Annotated in this window: 24 protein-coding genes and 1 tRNA gene; 11 read left to right on the top strand and 14 right to left on the bottom strand. The window is 63.1% G+C overall.

Features of this window, described 5'->3' with window-relative positions; all coding sequences use genetic code 11:
• Positions 1-2 precede the first annotated feature (2 nt).
• The 3 genes from ACLEJU_RS14515 to ACLEJU_RS14525 all read left to right on the top strand — a co-directional run bounded on the left by ACLEJU_RS14515 (position 3) and on the right by ACLEJU_RS14525 (position 2,930).
• The gene (locus ACLEJU_RS14515; RefSeq protein ID WP_435425220.1) at positions 3-2,060 is read left to right on the top strand and encodes an LTA synthase family protein; all 2,058 of its coding nucleotides are present in this window, start codon (positions 3-5) and stop codon (positions 2,058-2,060) included.
• Positions 2,061-2,186: 126 nt separating this feature from the next.
• A complete protein-coding gene (locus tag ACLEJU_RS14520) occupies positions 2,187-2,423 on the top strand; it encodes a hypothetical protein (RefSeq protein ID WP_103449660.1) in 237 nt (78 codons plus the stop codon).
• 174 nt (positions 2,424-2,597) lie between these two features.
• Positions 2,598-2,930, top strand: coding sequence for a ribonuclease E inhibitor RraB (locus tag ACLEJU_RS14525; protein ID WP_110639695.1), 333 nt, complete (start codon positions 2,598-2,600; stop codon positions 2,928-2,930).
• A gap of 53 nt (positions 2,931-2,983) precedes the next feature.
• Here ACLEJU_RS14525 and ACLEJU_RS14530 read toward each other — a convergent pair whose 3' ends face one another.
• Complete coding sequence (locus ACLEJU_RS14530; RefSeq protein WP_435425221.1) at positions 2,984-3,784, bottom strand: c-type cytochrome; 801 nt, start codon at positions 3,782-3,784, stop codon at positions 2,984-2,986.
• A 478-nt stretch (positions 3,785-4,262) separates the two neighbouring features.
• Between ACLEJU_RS14530 and ACLEJU_RS14535 the strand changes: the two genes are divergently transcribed.
• On the top strand, positions 4,263-4,997 hold the full coding sequence (locus ACLEJU_RS14535; protein WP_027919507.1) for an amidotransferase: 735 nt from the start codon (positions 4,263-4,265) through the stop codon (positions 4,995-4,997).
• 118 nt (positions 4,998-5,115) lie between these two features.
• Here the strand turns inward: ACLEJU_RS14535 and ACLEJU_RS14540 are convergent, their stop codons facing one another.
• The 3 genes from ACLEJU_RS14540 to ACLEJU_RS14550 all read right to left on the bottom strand — a co-directional run bounded on the left by ACLEJU_RS14540 (position 5,116) and on the right by ACLEJU_RS14550 (position 7,673).
• Positions 5,116-6,087, bottom strand: coding sequence for a magnesium and cobalt transport protein CorA (locus tag ACLEJU_RS14540; protein WP_435425667.1), 972 nt, complete (start codon positions 6,085-6,087; stop codon positions 5,116-5,118).
• Between the two features lie 95 nt (positions 6,088-6,182).
• Positions 6,183-6,902 (bottom strand): lysophospholipid acyltransferase family protein, encoded by a 720-nt coding sequence (locus ACLEJU_RS14545; protein WP_435425668.1) that lies wholly within the window; start codon positions 6,900-6,902, stop codon positions 6,183-6,185.
• 81 nt (positions 6,903-6,983) lie between these two features.
• Positions 6,984-7,673, bottom strand: coding sequence for a crotonase/enoyl-CoA hydratase family protein (locus tag ACLEJU_RS14550; protein ID WP_435425669.1), 690 nt, complete (start codon positions 7,671-7,673; stop codon positions 6,984-6,986).
• Between the two features lie 290 nt (positions 7,674-7,963).
• Between ACLEJU_RS14550 and ACLEJU_RS14555 the strand changes: the two genes are divergently transcribed.
• Positions 7,964-8,053 (top strand) — tRNA-Ser (locus tag ACLEJU_RS14555).
• Between the two features lie 197 nt (positions 8,054-8,250).
• Here ACLEJU_RS14555 and ACLEJU_RS14560 read toward each other — a convergent pair.
• From ACLEJU_RS14560 to ACLEJU_RS14570, 3 genes are all read right to left on the bottom strand, one after another.
• Positions 8,251-10,389 carry a TonB-dependent siderophore receptor gene (locus ACLEJU_RS14560; protein ID WP_435425642.1) on the bottom strand — a complete coding sequence of 713 codons (2,139 nt, stop codon included), beginning with the start codon at positions 10,387-10,389 and terminating at the stop codon, positions 8,251-8,253.
• A gap of 117 nt (positions 10,390-10,506) precedes the next feature.
• Positions 10,507-10,887, bottom strand: a complete 381-nt coding sequence (locus ACLEJU_RS14565; protein ID WP_435425641.1) for a hypothetical protein — start codon at positions 10,885-10,887, stop codon at positions 10,507-10,509.
• Positions 10,888-11,006: 119 nt separating this feature from the next.
• Positions 11,007-12,188 carry an MFS transporter gene (locus ACLEJU_RS14570; RefSeq protein ID WP_435425640.1) on the bottom strand — a complete coding sequence of 394 codons (1,182 nt, stop codon included), beginning with the start codon at positions 12,186-12,188 and terminating at the stop codon, positions 11,007-11,009.
• Positions 12,189-12,293: 105 nt separating this feature from the next.
• Here ACLEJU_RS14570 and ACLEJU_RS14575 point away from each other — a divergent pair, with 105 nt between their 5' ends.
• Positions 12,294-13,226 (top strand): LysR family transcriptional regulator, encoded by a 933-nt coding sequence (locus ACLEJU_RS14575; RefSeq protein ID WP_435425639.1) that lies wholly within the window; start codon positions 12,294-12,296, stop codon positions 13,224-13,226.
• A gap of 66 nt (positions 13,227-13,292) precedes the next feature.
• Here ACLEJU_RS14575 and ACLEJU_RS14580 read toward each other — a convergent pair whose 3' ends face one another.
• Positions 13,293-14,042 (bottom strand): 3-oxoacyl-ACP reductase family protein, encoded by a 750-nt coding sequence (locus ACLEJU_RS14580; RefSeq protein ID WP_435425589.1) that lies wholly within the window; start codon positions 14,040-14,042, stop codon positions 13,293-13,295.
• A 117-nt stretch (positions 14,043-14,159) separates the two neighbouring features.
• Here ACLEJU_RS14580 and ACLEJU_RS14585 point away from each other — a divergent pair, with 117 nt between their 5' ends.
• The gene (locus ACLEJU_RS14585; RefSeq protein ID WP_435425588.1) at positions 14,160-15,092 is read left to right on the top strand and encodes a LysR family transcriptional regulator; all 933 of its coding nucleotides are present in this window, start codon (positions 14,160-14,162) and stop codon (positions 15,090-15,092) included.
• A 117-nt stretch (positions 15,093-15,209) separates the two neighbouring features.
• Here ACLEJU_RS14585 and ACLEJU_RS14590 read toward each other — a convergent pair whose 3' ends face one another.
• Both ACLEJU_RS14590 and ACLEJU_RS14595 read right to left on the bottom strand, forming a co-directional pair.
• Positions 15,210-15,680: a GreA/GreB family elongation factor gene (locus tag ACLEJU_RS14590; RefSeq protein WP_435425587.1), complete on the bottom strand. Its 471-nt coding sequence runs from the start codon at positions 15,678-15,680 to the stop codon at positions 15,210-15,212.
• A 2-nt stretch (positions 15,681-15,682) separates the two neighbouring features.
• Complete coding sequence (locus ACLEJU_RS14595; RefSeq protein ID WP_435425586.1) at positions 15,683-16,081, bottom strand: hypothetical protein; 399 nt, start codon at positions 16,079-16,081, stop codon at positions 15,683-15,685.
• Between the two features lie 130 nt (positions 16,082-16,211).
• On the opposite strand from ACLEJU_RS14595, the gene earP reads away from it, so the two are divergent.
• Together earP and efp are read left to right on the top strand one after the other, a co-directional pair.
• A complete protein-coding gene (gene earP, locus ACLEJU_RS14600; protein ID WP_435425585.1) occupies positions 16,212-17,345 on the top strand; it encodes an elongation factor P maturation arginine rhamnosyltransferase EarP in 1,134 nt (377 codons plus the stop codon).
• A 48-nt stretch (positions 17,346-17,393) separates the two neighbouring features.
• Positions 17,394-17,963, top strand: coding sequence for an elongation factor P (efp, locus tag ACLEJU_RS14605; protein WP_013971530.1), 570 nt, complete (start codon positions 17,394-17,396; stop codon positions 17,961-17,963).
• Between the two features lie 57 nt (positions 17,964-18,020).
• Here the strand turns inward: efp and ACLEJU_RS14610 are convergent, their stop codons facing one another.
• The 3 genes from ACLEJU_RS14610 to ACLEJU_RS14620 form a co-directional block, all read right to left on the bottom strand.
• Positions 18,021-18,449, bottom strand: coding sequence for an organic hydroperoxide resistance protein (locus ACLEJU_RS14610; protein WP_027596038.1), 429 nt, complete (start codon positions 18,447-18,449; stop codon positions 18,021-18,023).
• A gap of 141 nt (positions 18,450-18,590) precedes the next feature.
• Positions 18,591-19,046, bottom strand: a complete 456-nt coding sequence (locus ACLEJU_RS14615) for a MarR family winged helix-turn-helix transcriptional regulator (protein ID WP_027919493.1) — start codon at positions 19,044-19,046, stop codon at positions 18,591-18,593.
• Positions 19,047-19,101: 55 nt separating this feature from the next.
• Positions 19,102-20,058 carry a LysR family transcriptional regulator gene (locus tag ACLEJU_RS14620; RefSeq protein ID WP_435425584.1) on the bottom strand — a complete coding sequence of 319 codons (957 nt, stop codon included), beginning with the start codon at positions 20,056-20,058 and terminating at the stop codon, positions 19,102-19,104.
• 113 nt (positions 20,059-20,171) lie between these two features.
• Here ACLEJU_RS14620 and ACLEJU_RS14625 point away from each other — a divergent pair, with 113 nt between their 5' ends.
• The gene (locus ACLEJU_RS14625) at positions 20,172-20,921 is read left to right on the top strand and encodes a sulfite exporter TauE/SafE family protein (RefSeq protein ID WP_435425590.1); all 750 of its coding nucleotides are present in this window, start codon (positions 20,172-20,174) and stop codon (positions 20,919-20,921) included.
• A 114-nt stretch (positions 20,922-21,035) separates the two neighbouring features.
• On the opposite strand, the gene ACLEJU_RS14630 is transcribed toward ACLEJU_RS14625, so the two are convergent.
• Positions 21,036-21,887 (bottom strand): LysR substrate-binding domain-containing protein, encoded by an 852-nt coding sequence (locus ACLEJU_RS14630; RefSeq protein WP_435425690.1) that lies wholly within the window; start codon positions 21,885-21,887, stop codon positions 21,036-21,038.
• Positions 21,888-21,983: 96 nt separating this feature from the next.
• Between ACLEJU_RS14630 and ACLEJU_RS14635 the strand changes: the two genes are divergently transcribed.
• Positions 21,984-22,202: a DUF1127 domain-containing protein gene (locus ACLEJU_RS14635; RefSeq protein WP_435425689.1), complete on the top strand. Its 219-nt coding sequence runs from the start codon at positions 21,984-21,986 to the stop codon at positions 22,200-22,202.
• Positions 22,203-22,266: the final 64 nt, after the last annotated feature.

Here is a 22,266-nt window from a genome sequence, read left to right on the forward strand (position 1 = left end):
TCATGGCTAACACGGATGCCTTGAGGCAACAGGGCGCGCGAGCGTTCACGCCGACCTTGAAATCGCACCTGGCCTATACGCTGCTCAGCGGCCTGGTGATCATGTTGATGCTCAGCCTGGTACGCCTGGCGCTGCTGGTCTACAACAGCGACATGATCGGCGACACCCCTTACTCGACTGTCGCCGAAGGCTTCTTCAACGGATTGCGCTTCGACCTGCGGGTGGTGGTGTACCTGAGCATACCGCTGCTGCTGGCAATGTTGAGCCCCTGGCTCATGGCCCGGCGCGGGCTGTTCCGCTTCTGGCTGACCCTCGCCTCGAGCGTGGTGATGTTCCTCGGCCTGATGGAGATGGACTTCTACCGCGAGTTCCACCAGCGCCTCAACGGCCTGGTCTTCCAGTACATCAAAGAAGACCCGAAGACCGTGCTGAGCATGCTCTGGTACGGCTTCCCGGTGGTTCGCTACCTGCTGGCCTGGGCTTTTGGCACTTGGCTGCTGAGCCTGCTGTTCAAGGGCATCGACCGCCTGACCCGGGGTACCGGCCAGCAGCGCGTAGCGCCTTGGTACAACCGCCTGGCGGTGTTCATGGTGATCCTGCTGGTGGCCGTGGTCGCCGCCCGTGGCACCCTGCGCCAGGGGCCGCCGATGCGTTGGGGTGATGCTTTCACCACCGACTCCAACTTCGTCAACCAGCTGGGCCTGAACGGCACCCTGACTCTGATCGACGCTGCCAAGAGCCGCTTCGGCGAAGACCGCGCCAATATCTGGAAGCCGGTGCTGAAGCAGGAGCTGGCCACCGAGACCGTGCGCAAACAGCTGCTGACCGCCAACGACACCCTGGTCGACGCCGACGAGGCCGCCATACGCCGCGATTTCGTGCCGCCGGCCGACCGCACTCTGCCGATCAAGAACGTCGTGGTGATCCTCATGGAAAGCTTCGCCGGTCACTCGGTAGGCGCCCTGGGCAGCCCGAACAACATCACCCCGTACTTCGACAAGCTGGCCAAAGAAGGCCTGCTGTTCGACCGCTTCTTCTCCAACGGCACCCATACCCACCAGGGCATGTTCGCCACCATGGCCTGCTTCCCCAACCTGCCAGGCTTCGAATACCTGATGCAGACCCCTGAGGGTGGCCACAAGCTGTCGGGCCTGCCGGCGCTGCTCAGTGCCCGTGACTACGATGATGTCTACGTCTACAACGGCGATTTCGCCTGGGACAACCAGTCCGGGTTCTTCGGCAACCAGGGCATGACCACGTTCATTGGCCGTAACGACTTCGTCAACCCGGTGTTCTCCGACCCGACCTGGGGTGTGTCCGACCAGGACATGTTCGACCGCGGCAACGAGGAACTGGCCAAGCACGACCAGAAGAAGCCGATCTACGCGCTGCTGCAAACCCTGTCCAACCACACGCCGTACGCGCTGCCGAGCAACCTGCCGGTCGAGAAGGTCACAGGCCAAGGTCGCCTGGACGAGCACCTGACTGCCATGCGCTACTCCGACTGGGCGCTGGGCCAGTTCTTCGAGAAGGCGCGCAAGGAGCCGTACTTCAAGGACACCCTGTTCGTGATCGTCGGCGACCACGGCTTCGGCAACCAGCAGCAGGTCACCGAGCTGGACCTGGGCCGCTTCAACGTGCCGCTGCTGCTGATCGCGCCGGGCATTCAGGAGAAGTTCGGTGCGGTCAACCACACCGTGGGTACCCAGGTCGACATCGTGCCGACCATCATGGGCCGCCTGGGTGGCGAGACCCGTCACCAGTGCTGGGGCCGCGACCTGCTCAACCTGCCTGAGGGCGACCCGGGCATCGGCATGATCAAGCCGTCGGGCAGCGAGCAGATCGTCGGCCTGGTCAAGGGCGACCACCTGCTGATCGAGTCCAAGGACATGAGCCCGCGCATGTACCGCTACCAGCTGGGCAGCGAGTTCAAGGCCGAGCTGATCGAAAGCCCGGAGCAGCCGCAGATGTTGCAGCAGCTCGAGGCCTTCATCCAGACCGCGACCAAGAGCTTGCTGGACAACACCGCCGGTGTTGTTCACGGTACGCCAAAGAAATAAGCATCATGTAGCAAACAGAAAGGGCCGCATTGCGGCCCTTTCTGTTGCAGGAACGAATCCCCAGGCCCAAGGTCTGCATTAACAGGCGTCACACACTGGGTGTTCTTTGATTGAGAGGGCAATTCAATGAAAGAGTGGGAAGTCATCTTTGCCGACCAGAAAGGCGAGCCAACCACCTTGCTGCTGCACGGTGAACAGTGCCCCAGCGAGGAGGAGGCAGCTCGCGCCATCCGTTCGCATCTGTTTCCGGTCATGGATGAGCTGGACCTCAACGACTTCCAGGACCGCGCCCCATCCCCCACGGCACGCTGGCTCAAGGAGCAGAACGGCGTGATCATCACCAGCATCCACGAAGCGCTCTGAATCACGGGTTGGCGTGGTGCCTGCGCAGGCACTACGCTGGTGGGAGGTGCCGGCCTTTTCTGCGGGCCTGCACTCATTCAACTCGCGTCTTGCATCAGCTCGATCTGTCGGCAGTGCCGGCAGGTGCGTAGTGCACGGAAAGTCTATCCATTGCTTTATTCGGGAGGACGATTCATGAGCAGCCTGAACGACGATATCAGCAGCAATGTCCTGCGCCAGATGAAAGCTGGCGGTTTCGACTTCACCCGCATCCACCCCATCGAGTTCTACGCGGTCTTTCCAGATGAAGCCGGCGCGCGACGTGCAGCCGGGCAGTTTCGTGGCGAATCGTTGAATGCTCAGGTGCGTGAACTGGACGATGGCGCGTGGCACCTGGAACTGAGCAAGGTCATGTACGCCACTTACGGCGGGATTGGTGATTTTGAGGAAGCCTTCGAGCAGGTTGTTTCACCCTATGGCGGCGAAGTCGAAGGGTGGGGCGTCAAGCAGGAAAGGCCGATTGCCTGACAGGAATGAGTTGCCTTCTTCGCGGGCGTACCCGCGAAGAAGACTCCCCGATTTCAGGGCCTGCGCCCAGCCATATGCCCCAGATAAGCCAATAGCGCATCCAGCTCCTGCTCACTCAACACATTCTCGGCAAACCCTGGCATCCGCGCCTGCGGCCATTGCCGCAAACTCTGCGGGTCGCGAATGTACTTGCGCAGGTACTCAGGCCGGAAGTACTCGGTCGGGTTGTGCGGAACGTTCAGGTCCGGCCCGAACTGCGCGTCCCCTGCACCATTGAGCCGATGGCAGGCCAGGCAGTTCTGCTGGAACAGGGCAAAGCCCTGGCGCACCGAGTCATTGGCCGGCAGCCCGGGGTCGGGCAGCAGCGCCGGAAAACGCTGTTCGACCGGCGCCAGCTGGCGAATCGTGGCGACCTGGAAGGGCCATTGCTCGGGGCGGATGCCGCTCGCCTGCGGGTTGCTCCACACCAGGTAGAATGGCCCGGCGCTCGGCTTGCCATCGCCCAGCGCTGGCCAAGGCCTGGCCGGGTCCTCGACGGCCAGCCAGGCACGGGCCGGGCCTTCCTGCAGCAAGGGCCCGGCTGGCATTTCTGCGGCAAAGCCGTCCAGTGCTACCGCCTGCAGATGGTCATCGGAATTTACCCCTTGCAGCAGCGTTGCCAGGGGCACAGCGCGATAATGCATGGGCCGCTTGTAGGAAACGTCCTGATCGATCTCGATGTCGCGTGCCTGAGGGTGCTTGAGCAGTTCCTCGCTGGACCACTGCCGGGCACTGTCACCCAGCTCCAGGTGCAACTGCGCCGCCGACAGCGGCAGACTCAACAACAGGGCTAGCAGGGCAATGCAGTGGCGCATGGGCAATCTCCGACCGGAAAGTCGCAGGTTAACCCAAGCGTGGCACTGGCGCTTTCAGCCGAACAACCGCGTGAGATTGGGAAGAATCAGCAGCAACGTCGTGGCGAAGAGAATGAGCCCGGCTTGGCGAAGTTTCGATTGTCTGAACATGGCGGACCGCCTTTTTGTTGTTATTCCTGAATACCCGTTGGCTTCCTTGTCGGGTCTGCTTGCTTCATGTATGTGGATATAAACCACCCGCGGGGCGAGCGTTAACCACTATTGAGAACCCTTTGTTCTAAAAGGGTGGCTACCTGATTTCGACTGGCTATGAGGCCAGTGGCCATAGCGCTGGGTAGCTCTGCCTAGACAGCCGCGTATGCAGTTGATGTTCCCCGACAAAATGTGACCGTTCGTCAGTGCAGCCTACTTGCTTGTACGTGGCTTTCGCGTCAGTCTCTACAACAGATTCCCACCCATGTCGTTCAGGACTATCCCTATGTCGTTACGCATCTGCATCCTTGAAACCGATGTCCTGCGACCGGAGTTGACCGCGCAGTACCAGGGCTACGGAAGGATGTTCGAGCAGCTCTTCTCGCGTCAGCCGATCGCAGCCGAGTTTCGTGTGTACAACGTGATGAACGGTGACTACCCGCCCGACGGCGAACGCTTCGATGCGTACCTGGTGACGGGCAGCAAGGCTGATTCGTTCGGTAGCGATCCCTGGATCCAGACACTCAAGGCCTATCTGCTCAAGCTTTACGAGCGTGGCGAGAAGCTGCTAGGTGTGTGTTTCGGTCATCAACTGCTGGCGCTGACCCTGGGCGGCAAGGCCGAGCGCGCCGACAAGGGCTGGGGCGTGGGCGTTCACCGCTACTCGCTGGCGGCGCATGCGCCATGGATGGACCCGGAAGTGTCCGAACTGACCTTGCTGATCAGCCATCAGGACCAGGTCACCGAGCTGCCGGAAGGCGCCACGGTGATCGCCTCCAGCGATTTCTGCCCGAATGCGGCGTACCACATCCGTGACCAGGTGCTGTGCTTCCAGGGGCACCCGGAGTTCGTCCATGACTATTCCCGAGCGCTGCTCGATGCACGTCAGGAGTACCTGGGGGACGAGGTGTACCACAAGGCCATTGCCAGTTTGGCTACCGAGCACCAGGGTGACCTGGTGGGCGAGTGGATGATGCGCTTCATCCAGCAGCCGGCCAAGGCCAGCGACAGCGCTGCATGATCAAGCTTGGGGCTGCTTTGCAGCCCTTTCGCGACACAAGGCCGCTCCTACAGGGTTACGCGATCTCCTGTAGGAGCGGCCTTGTGTCGCGAAAGGGGCGCAAAGCGCCCCCGGCATTCTAAAGCCAGCCAGATTTCTTGAAGCTGGCGTACAACGCCGTACACCCAACCCCGATCAGCCCAAGCACCCCGAAATAACCATAGTGCCAGCTCAACTCCGGCATGTTCTGGAAGTTCATGCCGTAAACCCCGGCAATCGCCGTGGGGAAGGCCAATATCGCCGCCCACGCCGCAAACTTGCGCTGCACAATGCTCTGCCGCGACGATTCCAGCAGCATGCCGATCTCGATGGTCTGGCTGGCGATGTCGCGAATTCCGGCCAGGTCCTCCATCTGCCGCGTCACGTGGATCTGCACGTCACGGAAGTACGGGCGCATGTTTTTGTCGATGAACGGGAAGCTCAGGCGCTGCAGTTCCTCGCTGACTTCCACCATCGGCGCCACGTAGCGGCGCAGGCGCAGGATGTCGCGGCGCAGGCTATGCAGGCGCTGGATATCCTCCTCCTGCAGTGTGGTGCTCAGCACACTCTGTTCCAGCTCCTCGATCTCGCCATGAATGGCCTCGCTGACCGGCTGGTAGTTCTCTGTAACGAAGTCGAGCAGGGCATACAGCACGAAGTCTTCACCATGTTCGAGCAGCAGCGGGCGCGCTTCGCAGCGCTGGCGCACCAGGGCGTAGGATTTCGAGTGGCCGTTGCGGCAGGTGATGATGTAGCCGTTACCGGCGAAGATGTGGGTTTCGATGAACTCCAACTTGCCTTCGTGGCGTACCGGCGAGTAGGTGACGATGAACAGCGCGTCGCCGAAGGTTTCCAGCTTGGGCCGGCTGTGCTTTTCCAGCGCATCCTCGATGGCCAGTTCGTGCAGGTTGAACTGGCACTGCAGGTTGGCCAGCTCCTCGGCATTGGGCTCTTCCAGGCCGATCCACACGAAGTGCCCCGGCTTGCGCGCCCACTCGCTGCCTTCGTCGATATTGATGTTGGTGACCTTTCTGCCGGCGGCGTACACCGCCGATGCCACGACTCGACCCATGGTTATCTACTTGTTCGGTTGCACACGGGTTACAGCTTGGGCTGTAGTTGGCCGTAGAGCAACTGTAGGAGCGAGCTTGCTCGCGATGAAGCAAACTAGGTCTTTTTCAGTTCACTTTCCATAAGGTCGATACATTGCTGCATCTGGGTACGGCACTGTTCGATCAATGCCGGCACATCCTGCTGGCTGAGGCCGCTGGTGGCAATCGGTGGCAGTGAACGGACGATCACGGTTCGCCGCCGCCAGCTGTTCAGGCTCAGGCGCCGGGCATAACGGCTGACGCACACTGGCACGATCGGCACGCCGGCCTCCACGGCCATGTGAAACGCACCTTTCTTGAACGCCAGCAGCTGTTCTTCGGGGTTGCGCGTGCCTTCCGGGAAGATCCATATCGAAGTGTCGTCGCGCAGGATGCGCGTGGTGGTCTGCATGGCCTTGCGCGCCTGGTAGGCGTTCTTGCGGTCGATCAGCACGTTGCCACCCAGCCAGAACAGCTGGCCGAACAGCGGAATCCAGCCGAGGCTCTTCTTGCCGATGGCGACCGTGCGTTGCGGCACGACACGGCCAAGGATGAACAGGTCGTAGTTGGACTGGTGATTGGCCACGATCACGCAGCCAGGCGGCTGGTCCCACAGCGGGCCGACTTCGGCCTTGACCTTGATGCGCATCAGCCAGATGGCCGGCACGCTGTAGAGGCGGGCGAAGAGGCGGCTGTTGTCGCGGTTGAAGGGGCGTAGCAGGCCGATCAGCAGGCCGAGGGCGCCCGCCAGCAAGAAGTGCAGCCCCAGCAGGAGCATGCGAAGGGAATAAAGCATGGTACGGCTCACACCAGACAGTCGCGGCGCAGTGTACGGCTGTGCACTGGCCGGGGCAAACCTTGGTGTGAGCCGTTGCGATCAGCCCATGTGGCCCTGATCGAGCAGAATCGCCTCGTCCAGGGTGTCCAGCAGCTCCTTGCGCACTTTCAGCTTGGTGTTCTTGTGCGCCAGCATGTTCAGCTTCTTCAGCTCGCGGGCAACGCCCTGGGCGACTTCAAGCAGCTGCTCGGCCGGCACCACTTTGTCGAGGAAGCCGGCATCCAGTGCATCCCTAGGCTCGAACATCTCGGCATTGATCACCGAGCGGTGGAAGGCCGAGCGGCGCAGGCGGTCGCGGGCCAGCTCGATGCCGGCGTGGTGCATGGTCATGCCGATCTGCACTTCATTCAGGCCGATCTTGTACGGGCCTTCGACGCCGATGCGGTAATCCGCCGACAACAGCAGGAAGGCACCCTTGGCCACGGCGTGGCCGGGGCAGGCGACGATCACCGGGAACGGGTGCGACAGCAGGCGGCGGGCCAAGGTGGAGCCGGCGGTGACCAGGGCAACGGCTTCTTTGGGGCCGGAGGTCATCACCTTGAGGTCGTAACCCCCGGAGAGGATGCCCGGCTGGCCGGTGATGATCACCACGGCACGCTCCTGCGTAGCGCGGTCGAGGGCGGCATTGAAGGCCGCGATGACGTCCGGCGAGATGGCGTTGACCTTGCCGTTGTTCAGGGTCAGGGTGGCGATGCCGTCTTCGGCGTGGTAGGTAATCAGCTCGCTCATGGCGCAATCCTTAGGGTGACGTGGCGACGACGTTACCCAGCGCGGCGGGCCAGGTAAAGCAGCAAGGCTGACCGGCCAGTCAGCGTCGGGGCGCGATGCCTTGCGTGGCGAGGGCAGCGCGTTTGCTGCGGGTAAAAGCGCTGGCGAGATTGGCAGCAATGCCCTGGCAACCTCGGTTTTTCAGTGGGTTGGCTTAAATGCATGAAAAATTTGAAAAAAATGCTTGCCAAAGAAAAGCTCTTCTACTAAATTAGCGCGCCTCGACGGGGTGAAAGCCTTGAAGAGAAAACGGTGAAGTGTCCGAGTGGTCGAAGGAGCACGCCTGGAAAGTGTGTATACGAGAAATCGTATCAAGGGTTCAAATCCCTTCTTCACCGCCACATTCTGCGAAAGCCCCCGAGCTGAAAAGTTCGGGGGCTTTTTGCATTCTGCGGCCTTGTAGGAGCGGCCTAGTGTCGCGAAAGGGCTGCGAAGCAGCCCCAGCAATTTGTGCGTCTGCGCTGAAACCCTGGGGCTGCTTCGCAGCCCTTTCGCGACACAAGGCCGCTCCTACAAGGCCGTCACTCGCTCCAGAGACTCAAAAGTTCACTGAGGCCGACAGCCGTGCCGTCCGCGGTGCCCCTTGGAACAGGTAGTTGTCGCCCAGGTAATCCCCCACATCGCGCCAGTAGCGCTTGTCGAAGACGTTATCCACCGTCAGCCGCAGCACGGTGTCATACCCACCGAACTGCGTGCGGTAGCGGCTACCGATGTCGAACACAGTGTACCCACCCACCTCAACGTTACCAGCCTGGCTCGCATACTTGCTGGCGCTGTAGCGCGCGCCGCCGAGCAAGGCCAGGCCAGGCACTGGCAGGCTGTACTCGGCCTGCAGTGCGGCACGCAGCCGCGGCACGTTGATCGCCTGATGGCCCTCGTAGGCATCGGTGCCGCTGTCCTGTACCCGGGCGCGAATCGCCGCGGCGCTGGCGTGAAGCTGCAGATTGGAGGTTGCCCAGCCGCTGGCGCCCAGTTCCAGGCCGATGTTCTTCTGCTGGCCCTGCTGAACATAGGTGAAGCTGCCGTCGCCTTCCGGGCGTGCGTACTGATACGCCTGGCGGATCTGGAACAGCGCGGCGCTGAAGCTCATGCCTTGCCAGTCACGCTTGATACCTAGCTCCAACTGGTGGGAGAGGGTAGGGGCAAGAATTTCGGCCGCGTTGCTGGCGTACCAGGGGGCTGTGCCGCCCGCGGACAACCCCTTGGCGTAGCTGGCATACAGCGTGGTATCGGGGCGTGGTTTGTAGATCAACGCGGCATTGGGCAGCAGTTGGTATTGCCGAGTATGCCGCCCGGCCACGCCGTTCTCGTCCCAGGTTTTCTCGTCCAGGCGCACTTCGCGGGCACCCAGTACGGTCTGCCATTGCTCGTTGAAAGTGATGCGATCGCTGACGAACAGGCCGTACTGGCGGCTGTCCAGGCGCTTTTCGCTGGCACCGACCGGCTTGTCCGACGGCGCCACGGCCGGTGCGCCGGTATAGATGTTGCCGCTGCCGACCAGCTCGTTGTAATAGGGGCGCTGGTCGAGCGTGCGGCGTTGGGCGCTGCTGCCCACGGTCAGGTCGTGCTGCGCACCCAACGCGTCGAAATGGCCATTGAGCATGGCCTGGGCTTCATCGGTGCGGCGGGTATCGTCGGGGCTGCGAAAGTCATAGATGTCGTAGTCGCCTTCGGGGCTGAAATGCGACTGCCAGCCACCCTCGCTGCCCCACGCGAACGCACTGTAGTCGTCGATCACCACCTTGCTGCGCGATGCACTCAGGGTGCCGGTCCAGGCCTCGTTGAAGCGGTACTCGAAGCGCCCGCCCAGGTTCAGCGAATCGTTCTGCACAGGCTTTGCCCAGTGCTGGTAGGCCAGGCGGTCGCTCGGGTCGATACCGTGGGGCAGTTCGCTGCCGCCCAGCAGCTGATACCCCGGTACTGACCGCTGTTCGCGGTGCTGGTACTCGGCGTCGAGCTGCAAGGTGGCATCGGGGTTGATCTGCCAGTCGAAGGCCAGAGAGGCGAAGTCGCGTTTGCCGTCGGCATGGTCGACGTAGGACCGGATGTCCTCGTGGGCAAGGTTGGCGCGCAGGCCAAACTGCCGCTCACTGCCGAACCAGCCGCCGAGGTCGGTGGCCAGGTAGCGTTCGCCTTCGCCGTTCGTCGAAACCGTCACGCTGCGCACGTCGGCGGCACGCTTGGTCACGTAGTTGATCAGCCCGCCGGGCTCCGACACGCCGCTTTGCAGGCCGGACAGGCCCTTGAGCAACTCGACCTGCTGCATGTTCTCCACTGCCACGTTCTGCTCGCCGGCGATAGTCTGGCCATTGATGCGATAGCTGCTGGCCGCGTTGAGCTCGAAGCCGCGCACGTTGAAGTTCTCGTAGTAACCGATCGGGGCATAGCTTTCGCCTACCGATGCGTCGCTCTGCAGCACTTCGCTGAGCAGGCGGACCAGGCGGTCTTCCAGCAGTTGCTGGCTGAACACGCTGACCGAGGCCGGGGTGTCGAGCAAGGGGGCAGGCTGGAAGCCGCCGACCGAGGCCTCGCGCACCTGGTAGCCCTCATCGCCGTAGGTGTCGGATACCTGCACAGGGGCCAATTCCAGGCTGTCTTCGGCCAGGCCATGGGTGCTGTGCAGGGCCAGGCCCAGGCTGAGCAGGCTCAGGGGCAGGTGAGGGCGAAGGAGGGGCATGCAGGGGCGTCCTTGGGTGAAGCGCGCACAAGCCGCCTCGCGGGTAACCCCCGTGAAGCGGCCGCAACAGGCGGAAAAAAGGGCCGCTATTTTAGCAGGCCCAGACCCCGCAGGGGCTCAATCGACAGTTGCCGGGCGGCGATGCTGGCGCCAGGTGTCGTCGATCTTCGACCAAGTCTTGCCGTCGGTAATGGCCATCAGCTTGCGGCCATCCTTGAAGGTCGCCAGGAAGGTGGCTTCTTCCTCCTTGCCGCCCAGCCAGAGCCCGGCCAGCAGGCCCACAGGGCCGGCCACCAGCGCTCCGGCCACGCCCCAGCCGAGAGCGGTACCCAGGCTGCGACTGGACTCCAGGCTGGCCAGGCGCAGGTCAGCGATACGGGCCAGAGAAATTCGCTCGCCGGGTGAAGGGCTGCGCGGGGTCTTGAGTGTGAGCGATCCATTGCGAAACTCGCCTTCACCTTGCAAGAAATCGCCGGATTGCACCGTGAGTCTTGTCATTGAATCATCCTGTCAGTGAAAGGTCCTTGACCAGCGCTTACTGAGCGCCGCCGGGGCAGGCAAGTCAACGGCCAGGCGACGGAGGGTAATGCGGTGGGTTGTCGCGTTCAATGATGGCTTCAGGCTAGCTGCGCGGCGGCCTTGCGCTGCGCCAGGCCCCATACCACCAGGGCCAGCGTGCCGATCACCAGGCCTGCCACCACGATGCCCATCCACCCTTGCCGCTGGAACAGCTGCGTGCCCAGCAACGAGCCTAGCGCACCGCCGATGAAGTAACAGGTGATGTAACCGGCATTCAGCCGCGTACGGGCTTCAGGTCGCAAGGCAATCACCGCATTCTGGTTGCTCACGTGCACCAGCTGCACGGCCAGGTCCAGGACCAGCACGCCCACCAGCAAGGCCAGCAGCGAGCTTTCGGCAAAGCCCAGCGGGATCCACGACAACAGCAGCGCCACCAGGCCAACCGTGGTGCCCAGCGAGCCTTTGCCGCGGTCGGCCAGGCGCCCGGCCCAGTTGGCCGCCAGTGCACCGGCTGCACCGGCCAGGCCGAACAGGCCGATGGCCGCGTCGGAGTAGTGGTAGGGCTCGCGTGCCAGCAGGAACGCCAGTGGTGTCCAGAACAGTGCGAACAGGCTGAACGCCAGGAGCCCGAGCAGCGAGCGCAGGCGCAGCACCGGCTCTTCGATGAACAGGCGGAACACCGAGCCGATCAGCGCCGGGTACTTCAGGCCGGCGTGGCTGTTGTGTTCGGGCAGGTTGCGGTACAGCGCCAGTGCAGCGAGTGCCATCAGCACGGCGGCCAGCACATAGATGCTGCGCCAGCCGCCCAGTTCGGCCATGAAACCGGCCGCAGTACGCGCCAGCAGGATGCCCAGCAGCAGCCCGCTCATCAAGGTGCCCACGGCGCGACCGCGCTGATGCGGCTCGCTCAGGGTGGCGGCCATCGGCACGAGGATCTGCGCCACCACCGAGAACAGGCCGGTGAGCGCGGTGCCAAGCAGCAACCAGGGAAGGCTCGGGGCACAGGCGCTGATGACCAGGCCCAGGGTAGAGATGGCCGTCATCACCACGATCAGCCGGCGCTGTTCGAACAGGTCGCCCAGCGGCGCCAGCAGCAGCAGGCCGGCGCCATAGCTCAGTTGCGCGGCGATGACGATGCTGCCGGCGCTGGCGGTACTCAGGCCGAACTGTTGGGCGATGCTGTGCAGCAGCGGTTGCGCGTAGTAATTGCTGGCCACGGCCAGGCCGGTGGCGGTGGCCATCAGCAGGATCAGGGCGCGGCTCAGGGAGGGGGATTTCATGGGCAATCTCGTCGCGGGCAGTAAGTGGCAATAAGTATCTGGAAGTGTCTTGAATGACGCCAATGTATAGTTTTCAGCTTATCCATCTTGAAAGCAGATAGATCGATGAACCTGAAGCAGCTTGAATATGCCCTGGCCGTGGCCGATACGTGCAGTTTCACCCGTGCCGCCGAGCGTTGCCATGTGGTGCAGTCGGCCCTCAGCCACCAGGTGGCAAGGTTGGAGGCGCAGCTGGGGGTCAGCCTGTTCGAGCGTAGTTCGCGGCGGGTACGACTGACGCCTGCCGGTGAGGCGTTCGTGCTCAGTGCCCGGCCTGCCGTGGAGGCCGCCAGGCGCATTGCCGATGACGTGGCGGCGGCGTGCGGCCAGGTCCGTGGGCGGTTGTCGATTGGCGAAATCAGTTCGCTGACAGCGCTGGACCTGGTCGATGTGCTGGCAGTGTTTCATGGCCGTTTTCCGGATGTGGACGTGCGTTGGCTCACCGCAAAAAGCGAACTGTTGATTGCCGATGTCTGCGAGCGGCGGCTGGATGTCGGTTTCATCGGCTTGTGGCAGGGCGAGGTGCTGCAAGGCGTGCAGCATCGTTTGCTGGCACGGGAAGAGCTGGTGGCCGTGTTGCCGCCAGGCCATGTGCAGGCGGGCAGGGCGCAGCTGGCTTTGGCAGACCTGGCTGATCAGGTGCTGGTGGACTTTCCTGAGGGTACCGGCGCGCGGCGCCAGACGGACGAGGCGTTTCAGGCGGCGGGGCTGGCAAGGCGGGTGCAGTTCGAGATCGGGCATATTCGCCTGGTGGAAAAGTTCGTGCAGCGGGGCATGGCGGTCGGCTTGGTGCCGGAGCGCGTGGCCCAGGGGTTTCAGGGAGTGGCCGTAGCGCGGCTGGTGGATGCGCCGGTGCGGCATCTGTATGCCGTGTGGGCGCAGAGCCCGACGCCGGCAGCGCGGGCGTTTCTGGAGGTCTTGGAGCAGAGCCTGGGCGTCAGGGGTTGCTCTGTGCCGGCCTCTTCGCGGGGCAAGCCCGCTCCCACAGGTACCGCATAATGTCCAGAATTGCGGAGAACCTGTGGGAGCGGGCTTGCCCCGCGAAAGGGCCGGTACAGGCTGATGTCAGGCGGCAAACCCACCATCGGCCAACAAGCTGGCCCCGGTGATGTAACCCGCCTCAGGCCCCGCGAGGTAGGCCACGAAGCTGGCAATTTCATCCGCCTGCCCGTACCGCCCGATGGCCATCAATGGAATCAGGCTTTCGGCAAACTCGCCACTGGCCGGGTTCATGTCGGTATCCACCGGCCCCGGCTGCACGTTGTTCACGGTAATCCCCTGCGGCCCCAGGTCACGGGCCATGCCCTTGGTCAAGCCGACCAGTGCTGACTTGCTCATGGCATACGGGGCGCCACCGGCAAACGGCATGCGTTCGGCATTGGTGCTGCCGATGTTGATGATGCGCCCACCCTGGCCCATGTAGCGGGCAGCGGCCTGGCTGGCGACGAACACGCTGCGCACGTTGACTGCGAGGGTGCGGTCGAAGTCCGCCAGGTCGAACTCGGCCAGCGGCGCAACCGCCAGCACGCCGGCGTTGTTGACCAGGATATCGAGGCGGCCGAACGCCTTCACGGCGTCGTCTATCGCCAGTTGCAACGCGGCAGCGTCGGCGCTGTCGGCGCGCAGGGCCAGGGCCTGGCCGCCAGCGGCCTTGACCTCTTCGGCCAGCGCTTCGGCGGGGCCGGCAGAGCTGATGTAGGTGAAGGCCACCTGTGCACCTTCGCGGGCCAGGCGCCGAACGATGGCCGCGCCGATACCGCGTGAACCGCCTTGGACGAAGGCGACTTTGCCTTCGAGGGTAAGTTGCTTGGACATGCTGATCTCCTGCTGGAAGCAAGGCCGGATGCCTTGGATGGACGCAGTATCGACCGATGATTACCTGCTGATAAGATGGCAATCACTATCAGCAGAGTAAACCTTTGGTTGGCAATCATGGCCATGGAGTCTTTCAACGCCCTCGAGTGCTTCATCCGAAGCGCCGAGGTGGGCAGTTTCGCCGAGGCGGCCCGGCGCCTGAGCATCACCCCGGCGGCAGTGGGCAAGCACGTTGCCCAGCTGGAAGCGCGCCTCGGGGTGCGGCTGTTCCAGCGTAGTACGCGCAAGCTCACCTTGACCGAAGCGGGGCAGCGTTTTCTCGGCGAGGTGAGCGACAGCTTTCGCACCATCCAGTACGCCGTGGCCAACCTGGCCAGTGCTGAAGGCCAACCGGCTGGGCTGCTACGGGTGAGCATGGGCACCGTGTTCGGCCGCCTCTACGTGCTGCCGCTGCTGGGTGAATTTCTGCGCCGCTACCCGGCGATCACCCCGGACTGGCATTTCGACAACCGCCAGGTCGACCTGATCGGCCAAGGCTTCGATGCGGCCATTGGCGGCGGTTTCGAGCTGCCGCTGGGCGTCGTGGCGCGCAAGCTGACCCCCGCGCATCGGGTGCTGGTGGCGGCGCCTGCGTACTTGAAGCGGCATTCCGCTATCGACAGCCCTGAGGTGCTGCAGCGCCACGACGGGATTCTGATCCGTTCCCCACAAACCGGGCGGGTACGCTCCTGGCCCTTGACCAGCCGTTGGCAGGAACAGCAGCCGTTGCAGTTGCGTCAGGCGATGACCATGAGCGATTCGGATGCGGCGTGTGCGGTAGCGCAGCAGGGTTTGGGGGTTGCCCTGGTCAGCTTGCCGTTTGCCGTGCCTTACCTGGAGGCCGGGCAGCTGCAGCGGGTGTTGCCGGACTGGTATGTGGATGATGGGCATATCAGCTTGTATTACGCCGAGCACAAGCTGTTGCCGGGCAAGACCCGGGCGTTCATCGACTTTGTGGTGGAGCAGTTTGCCGAGCGTGGGTTGGCGGCTCGTTTTGATGCTTTGGCCTAGGAGGTGTGTCGCCTGTGCCGGACACTTCGCGGGGCAAGCCCGCTCATACAGGTAACGCATAATGTCCAGAATTGCGGAGAACCTGTGGGAGCGAGTTTGCCCCGCGAAAGGGCGCTGTCAGGCAACATGGATGATGTAGAAAAGCTGGGTCCCAAGCTTCACCTCGTCATCAATCTTCTTGGCCACTAGTTGCTGTCCCAATGGCGAACGCGGGGTGATCACAGTCACCAGCTCATCCCCCTCGCCGATTTTCAATCCGGCCGCCTCAGGCCCGAGAAACAGCAACCTCCGCCCGCCATCTTCATCTTCCAGCGTCACCAGGTTGCTCACCTGTACCCCGCGCGCCGGTTCATAATCGCGCAGCAGCAATTGCTGGTAAGTCAGCAGTGCCTGGCGGATCTCGGCCGTTCGCCGCGCCTGCCCGGTGGCCAGGTACGACGCCTCCAGCCCCAAGGTGTCGTACTTGTTCTCGGCGATGTTCTCTTCGGCAGTAGCCGCCTCGTAGGCGGTCTGGGCCGCGCGGCGCAATACCTCCATGTCGGTTTCCAGGGCCGCGACGATGCGCGTGAGCAGGGTGGCCTTGTCCATGGTCAGTAGCAGAACTCCAGTACGTTGGCCTGGCTCTTTTCGGTAGGCGCGGTGCGGTTTTGCGCAAGCCAGAACTGGCACTTGGGGCTGTTGAGGTTGCGCGGGTTGCCTTGGGCGGCCTCGGCCGCCTGCTGCACTTCCTGCTTGTGCAGGAGGTCCTTGTAGCGCTCGAACATCTCGCTTTGCGCGTCCACCGGCTGAGCGGGTGCAGTCGTTGGTGCCGGCTGGCTATAGGCCGGTGCCACTGCCTGGGCCACGGGTTGCACCTGGTCTGGCCACAGCTGCAGGGCCAGCCACAGGCTCAGGGCGATCGCCACGGCGCCGAGCCACAGACCAAAGGCCACGCAGAAAATCAGTTGTAACGGTTCGAGGGTGATCTTCAGTTCACGGTGGCGGGGCATGGCGGCCTCCTGGCAGGGCGGGCGAAGGCGTCATTGTCGCATGGCGCCGGGCTTTTTTCCGTGCGGAGCTTTTGTCGGCGACAATATATCCGCAGAATTCGTGGTTTTTGCGCAGGGCGAGGCAGGGCACATGAAAACCACCTGGGACATTTTCTGCAGCGTCGTCGACAACTATGGCGATATCGGCGTGACCTGGCGCCTGGCCCGGCAGCTGGTGGCCGAGCACGGCCTGGCGGTGCGCCTGTGGGTGGATGACCTGAATGCCTTCGTGCCGCTGTGCCCCGGTGCCGATGCCAATGCCGCGCAGCAATGGCAGCAAGGCGTCGACGTGCGCCTGTGGCCTGCCGACTGGCAGCGCGCAGAGCCTGCCGACGTGGTGATAGGTGCGTTTGCCTGCCAGTTGCCCCCAGCTTACGTCGAAGCGATGCGCGCGCGCACGGCGCCGGTGCTGTGGCTGAACCTCGAGTACCTCAGCGCCGAGGATTGGGTCGAAGGCTGCCATGGCTTGCCATCGCCACAACCCAATGGCCTGCGCAAGGTGTTCTTCTTCCCGGGCTTCACCGACAACACCGGTGGGCTGTTGCGCGAGGCCAGCCTGCTGCCGCGCCGGCAGGCCTTCGAGCAGTCGGCCGAAGCGCGTTTGGCATTCCTCCAGGGCCTGGGCGTACAGGTGCAGCCCGGTGCACTGCTGATGTCGCTGTTCGCCTACGAAAACGGCCGGCTGGGCGGTTGGCTCGATGCGCTGGCCGAAGATGCCGAGCCGGTTCACCTGCTGGTCCCGCAAGGGCGCATCCTCGGCGAACTGGGCGCCTGGCTGGGTGAGCAGCCGTTGCTGCCCGGCGATGTGCACCAGCGCGGCACGTTGACCGTGCAGGTCCTGCCGTTCGTCAGCCAGGACGATTATGACCGCCTGCTGTGGAGCTGCGATTTCAACGCGGTGCGCGGGGAAGATTCGTTCGTGCGCGCCCAGTGGGCGGGCCGGCCGATGCTGTGGCACATTTATGTGCAGGACGAAAATGCCCACTGGGAAAAACTCGAAGCCTTCCTCGCGCATTATCGACAGGGCTTGTCGGACGCCGCCAGCGAGGCGCTGATGGCATTGTGGCGTGCCTGGAACATGGATCGCGACATGCACGCGGCCTGGCAAGGCGCCCGCAAACATTGGACGGAACTGCAGCAGCACGCCGCTGACTGGGCCGTGAGTCAGGCCGCTCGGCCGGACCTTGCCAAGGCGCTGGTACAGTTTTACCGAAATTGGCTATGATATGCGGCCTCGATTTTTATAAATCCATCCAGATTCGGATACTTCGTAATGAAAACTGGTAAAGAACTGAAACCCGGTACCGTACTGCGGATCGACAACGACCCGTGGCTGGTTCAGAAAGCCGAGTTCACCAAGTCGGGTCGCAACAGCGCGATCATGAAGACCAAGCTGAAAAACCTGCTGACCGGCTACAAGACCGAAACCGTCTACGGTGCAGACGACAAGCTGGACGACGTGATCCTGGATCGCAAAGAAGCGACCCTGTCGTTCATCAACGGTGACGAATACACCTTCATGGACACCACCGACTACACCATGTACGAGCTGAACGCCGAGGACATCGAAGCCGTTCTGCCGTACATCGAAGAAGGCATGGAAGACGTCTGCGAAGCCGTGTTCTTCGAAGGCCGTCTGGTATCGGTTGAACTGCCGACCACCATCAGCCGTCAGGTTGTCTACACCGAGAACGCTGCTCGCGGCGACACCTCGGGCAAGGTCATGAAGCCTGCCAAGCTGAAGAACGGTACCGAGATCTCGGTTGCCGACTTCATCCAGATCGACGAGTGGATCGACATCGACACTCGCGACAACAGCTTCAAAGGCCGCTCCAAGAAGTAAACCTTCTTGCGAAACGCAAAAAACCCGGCCTTGGCCGGGTTTTTTTATGCCTGTGATCTACACGGTCACGTGCAGGCGCACATCCACATTGCCGCGGGTGGCGTTGGAGTAAGGGCACACCTTGTGGGCCTTTTCCACCAGCCCTTCGGCATCGGCCTGGGCCAGGCCCGGCAGGTTGATGTGCAGGTCGATGTCCAGGCCGAAACCACCAGGGATCTGGCCGATACCGACATTGGCGGTGATCGAGGCATCTGCAGGCAGGGCTTTCTTTTCCTGTCCGGCCACGAACTTCAGGGCGCCGATGAAGCAGGCCGAGTAGCCGGCGGCGAACATCTGCTCAGGGTTGGTGCCGTCACCACCGGCGCCGCCGAGTTCCTTGGGGGTGCTCAGCTTGACTTCCAGCTTGCCGTCGCTGGAGCGGGATTTGCCGTCGCGACCGCCGGTGGAGGTGGCTTCTGCGATGTACAGCGGAGTGACCTTTTGCATCTTGAGCCTCGCTAGTGTGCTGTGCGCCCCTGGTGATCAGGTGGCGTCATGTGGGTACGGGATTTAAATTAGCGCGCAATTAGTTAGCGCGCAAGATAAATCTTCACCGCTCATCAGAACGGGCATCACACAGCGTAGCCGTCAGAGGTTTTTTTGCAGGCTGTCGCGCAGCTCCAGCAGGTCGGCCTGCAGCTGTTGCAGGCGTTCGAGGCTGCGGCCGCTGGCCTTGAGGATGCATTGCGGCACTTCCCGGGCCTGCTGCTGCAAGGCGCGGCCCTTGTCGGTCAGCTGTACCAGTACCACCCGCTCATCCTCGCGGCTGCGGTTGCGCTGCAGCAGGCCTTCGCTTTCCAGGCGCTTGAGCAGGGGGGTGAGCGAGCCAGGGTCGGTCAGCAGGTGCTGGCTGATTTCACCGACGGTCAGGCCGTCCTGCTCCCATAGCACGAGCATGGCCAGGTACTGCGGGTAGGTCAGGCCCAGCGCTTGCAGCAGGGGCTTGTAGACCTTGGTCATCAGCAACGAGGTGGAGTGCAGGGCAAAGCAGACCTGGTTGTCCAGCAGCAGCTCGTCACAGGAAGCTTGAGTGTTGGCGTTCATGCAGGTCCTTGAATGTCATCAATGGAGAAATCTAGCACGCTGAATGTTGGGGCGCTTATTGCCAGCGCAGTTCACTGCGCAGCGCCAGGTCCCAGGGTGGAACCGGGCTGAAGCGGCTCTTGAGAAATTCGAGCAGCAAACGGCTGCGAGAGTTCGTTTCATGTTCAAGGCGCAGCGCATAAATGCCACTGGTTTCGGCTTCGGGCAGGCCGTTGTCGCAGAACAGCGGCAGCAATTCGCCGCGCAGCAGGTAGTCGCTGATCAGCCAGGTCGGCAAGTGGGCGATGCCGAGGCCGGCGAGAGCGCCGAACAGCAGGGTCTCGGCGTTGTTGGCAGCCATGCGCATGCGCGCCGGGCGGTACAGGCGCATTTGCCCGTCGACCGCGAAGCGCCAGGCGAACGGTGGTGCCAGGCCGTCCCAGTCAAGGCCGTCGTGGCTGGGCAATTCGCTGGGGCAGCTGGGCATGCCGCGGCTGGCCAGGTAGGCAGGGCTGGCGCAGGCGATGCGCACCATGTGCGCCAGCTTGGTGGCGACCAGGCGGGTGTCGGCCAGGGGGCCGGCGCGCAGTACCAGGTCGACCTCGCCCAGATGGCTGCCATGCAGGTCGACGAAACTGTCGATCAGGCGCAATTGCACATCCAGGCCCGGATAGGCCACCAGGAAGTCGGCGATTGCCGGCGCCAGGTGACGGCGGCCGAAGGCGGCCGGGGCGTCGATGCGGATCAGGCCCTCAGGGGCATTGCTCAGCGATACCGCCTCGGCGCGGGCCAGGCGCAGTTCCTCGATAATGCGCCGGGCGCGCTCGGCGAAGGCATTACCCGCCGGCGTGGCGCGTACGGCATGGGTGCTGCGGGTGAACAGGCGGCTGCCCACGGCGCTTTCCAGGTTGTCGATGCGCCGGGCCACGGCGGAAGGGGTCAGCGGGTGGCGACGGGCGGCAGCGGAAAAGCTACCGCTCTCCAGTACATCGAGAAACAGGCTCAACTGTTCAGTCAGGATATCGGGGCTCATGGTCACTCTGCTTATGCAAAAAGCGCAAAGCCATTGTGCGCTGCTGTGCGTTTCCCCGCTAGGGCGCAATCGTTAGCATGCTGGCATTCCAAACACAGGCGGATGAGGCCCTGATGATCGAGTGGTTGTTGTATATCGTGCTGGGTGCCGGCCTGGGCACCATGGGCGGGTTGTTCGGCATTGGCGGCGGCCTGATCGCCATTCCGGCTTTGGGCGTGCTGTTCGGTCTCGATCAGCAGTTGGCCCAAGGCACCGCCTTGGTGATGGTGGTGCCAAACGTGTTGTTGGCGCTGTGGCGCTATCACCAGCGCAATCGCATCGAGCTGCGCCATGCCGTGCCGCTGTCACTGTGCAGCTTCCTGTTCGCCTGGCTGGGGTCGATCTGGGCGGTGGGGATCGACGCCCACGCGATGCGCCTGGGCTTCGTCGGCTTCCTGGTCGCGCTGGCAATCTGGAACGTGGCGCGGATGTTCCTCAAGGTTTCGCAGCCCAGTGCCGAGCTACGTTATGCCTGGCCCTGGCTGGGCGTGCTGGGCAGTTTTGCCGGGACCATGGGCGGACTGTTCGGCGTGGGTGGGGCGGTGGTGGCCACGCCGATCCTGACCAGCGTGTTCGGCACCACCCAGGTGGTGGCGCAGGGGTTGTCGCTGGCCTTGGCGGCGCCGAGTACCCTGGTGACCCTGGTGACCTATGGGGTGCACCACAGCGTGGACTGGAGCGTGGGTATTCCATTGGCGGTCGGTGGGCTGCTGAGCATCAGCTGGGGGGTGAAGCTGGCCCATGCGCTGCCAGAGAAAGTATTGCGGGCGATGTTCTGTGTGTTCCTGGTGGTGTGTGCAGTAATGTTGGGGTTTGAACTGTGAGATCGCTGGGGCCGCTTTGCGGCCCTTTCGCGACACAAGGCCGCTCCCACAGGAGATTGCTTTCTCCTGTGGGAGCGGCCTTGTGTCGCGAAAGGGGTGCGAAGCGCCCCCTGGTCACATGAACCCTTCGACGATGTAATCAGCCATGCAGTCGGTGATCGGCGACTGTGTCTGGGTATTGCGCAGCAGCATCACATTGGCCAGTGGTAACTGCGGCAACCCATCGTTCTCGCCGAGAATGCGGATGTTGCCACCGACCAGGCTCTGCAATTGCGCCGTCACCGCCAACCCTGCGGTGACGATGGCAAAGATCGCCGCCAGGCTGGGGCTGGTGTAGGCGATGCGGTAGTCGATGCCCTGGGCCTCCAGGGCGTTGCAGGTCCAGGCGCGACAGAAGCAGTCGGTGTTGAACAACGCCAGCGGCATCGGCCGCTGTTCCTGCGGGCAGAAACCTTCAGCCGCCGCCCATACCAGGCGCTCCTGGCGCAGCAGTTGGCCAACTTCGTTGCCCGGCTCGCGGGTGACGATGGTCAGGTCCAGGTCCTGGCGCAGCATCAGTTGCTTGGACGAGTCGCAATGCACCTCTACCTGTACCAGCGGGTAGGCCTGGGCGAAGCTCGAGAGGATGGTCGGCAGAAAGCGCATGGCGTAGTCATCTGGCGTGCCGATACGCACCAGCCCGACCATGTGCGGCATGCGCAGGGTATTGAATACTTCGCCATGCAGCTTGAGGATGCGCCGGGCATAGCCAAGCAGCACCTGGCCCTCGGCGGTAAGCCGGACCTGACGGCCGTCGCGCTCGAACAACTGGCGCTGCAGGATGTCTTCTTCCAGGCGTTTCATCTGCATGCTCACCGCCGACTGGGTGCGGTTGACCACTTCCCCGGCGCGGGTGAAGCCGCCTTGTTCGGCGATGGCGACGAAGGTGCGCAGCACGTCGGCATCGAGGCTCTGGTACTGGGACATTGCATCAATCTCCGAGATGCATGGCATCAGAAACATTCGTTGGATTGATCTTAAGCCTGGGCAGAGACTGGAGCCATCAACACGGAGGGCTTCACGATGAAAGGTCATGTCAGCAGCATCCAGCAACCTGCCTTTTCCTTGAACCACCTGTGGCATGTGGCCCTGGACCGCCCGGGCCGGTGGCTGCAGCTGTACCGCCAGCGCCAGGAACTGGCCAGCCTGAGTGATGCGACCCTGCATGACCTGGGCTTGAGCCGGGCGGATATCCAGCAAGAGTCCGAGCGGCACTTCTGGGATGATCCGTTGCGGAAATAGGCTAAACCTGTAAGGGCCTCTTCTCGGGTAAGCCCCCCCAAAAAACCGAAAAAACAACAAAAAA

Origin of the sequence: Pseudomonas sp. SMN11 (assembly GCF_052041945.1) — a bacterium.
In the GTDB taxonomy this organism is placed as follows: Bacteria; Pseudomonadota; Gammaproteobacteria; order Pseudomonadales; family Pseudomonadaceae; genus Aquipseudomonas.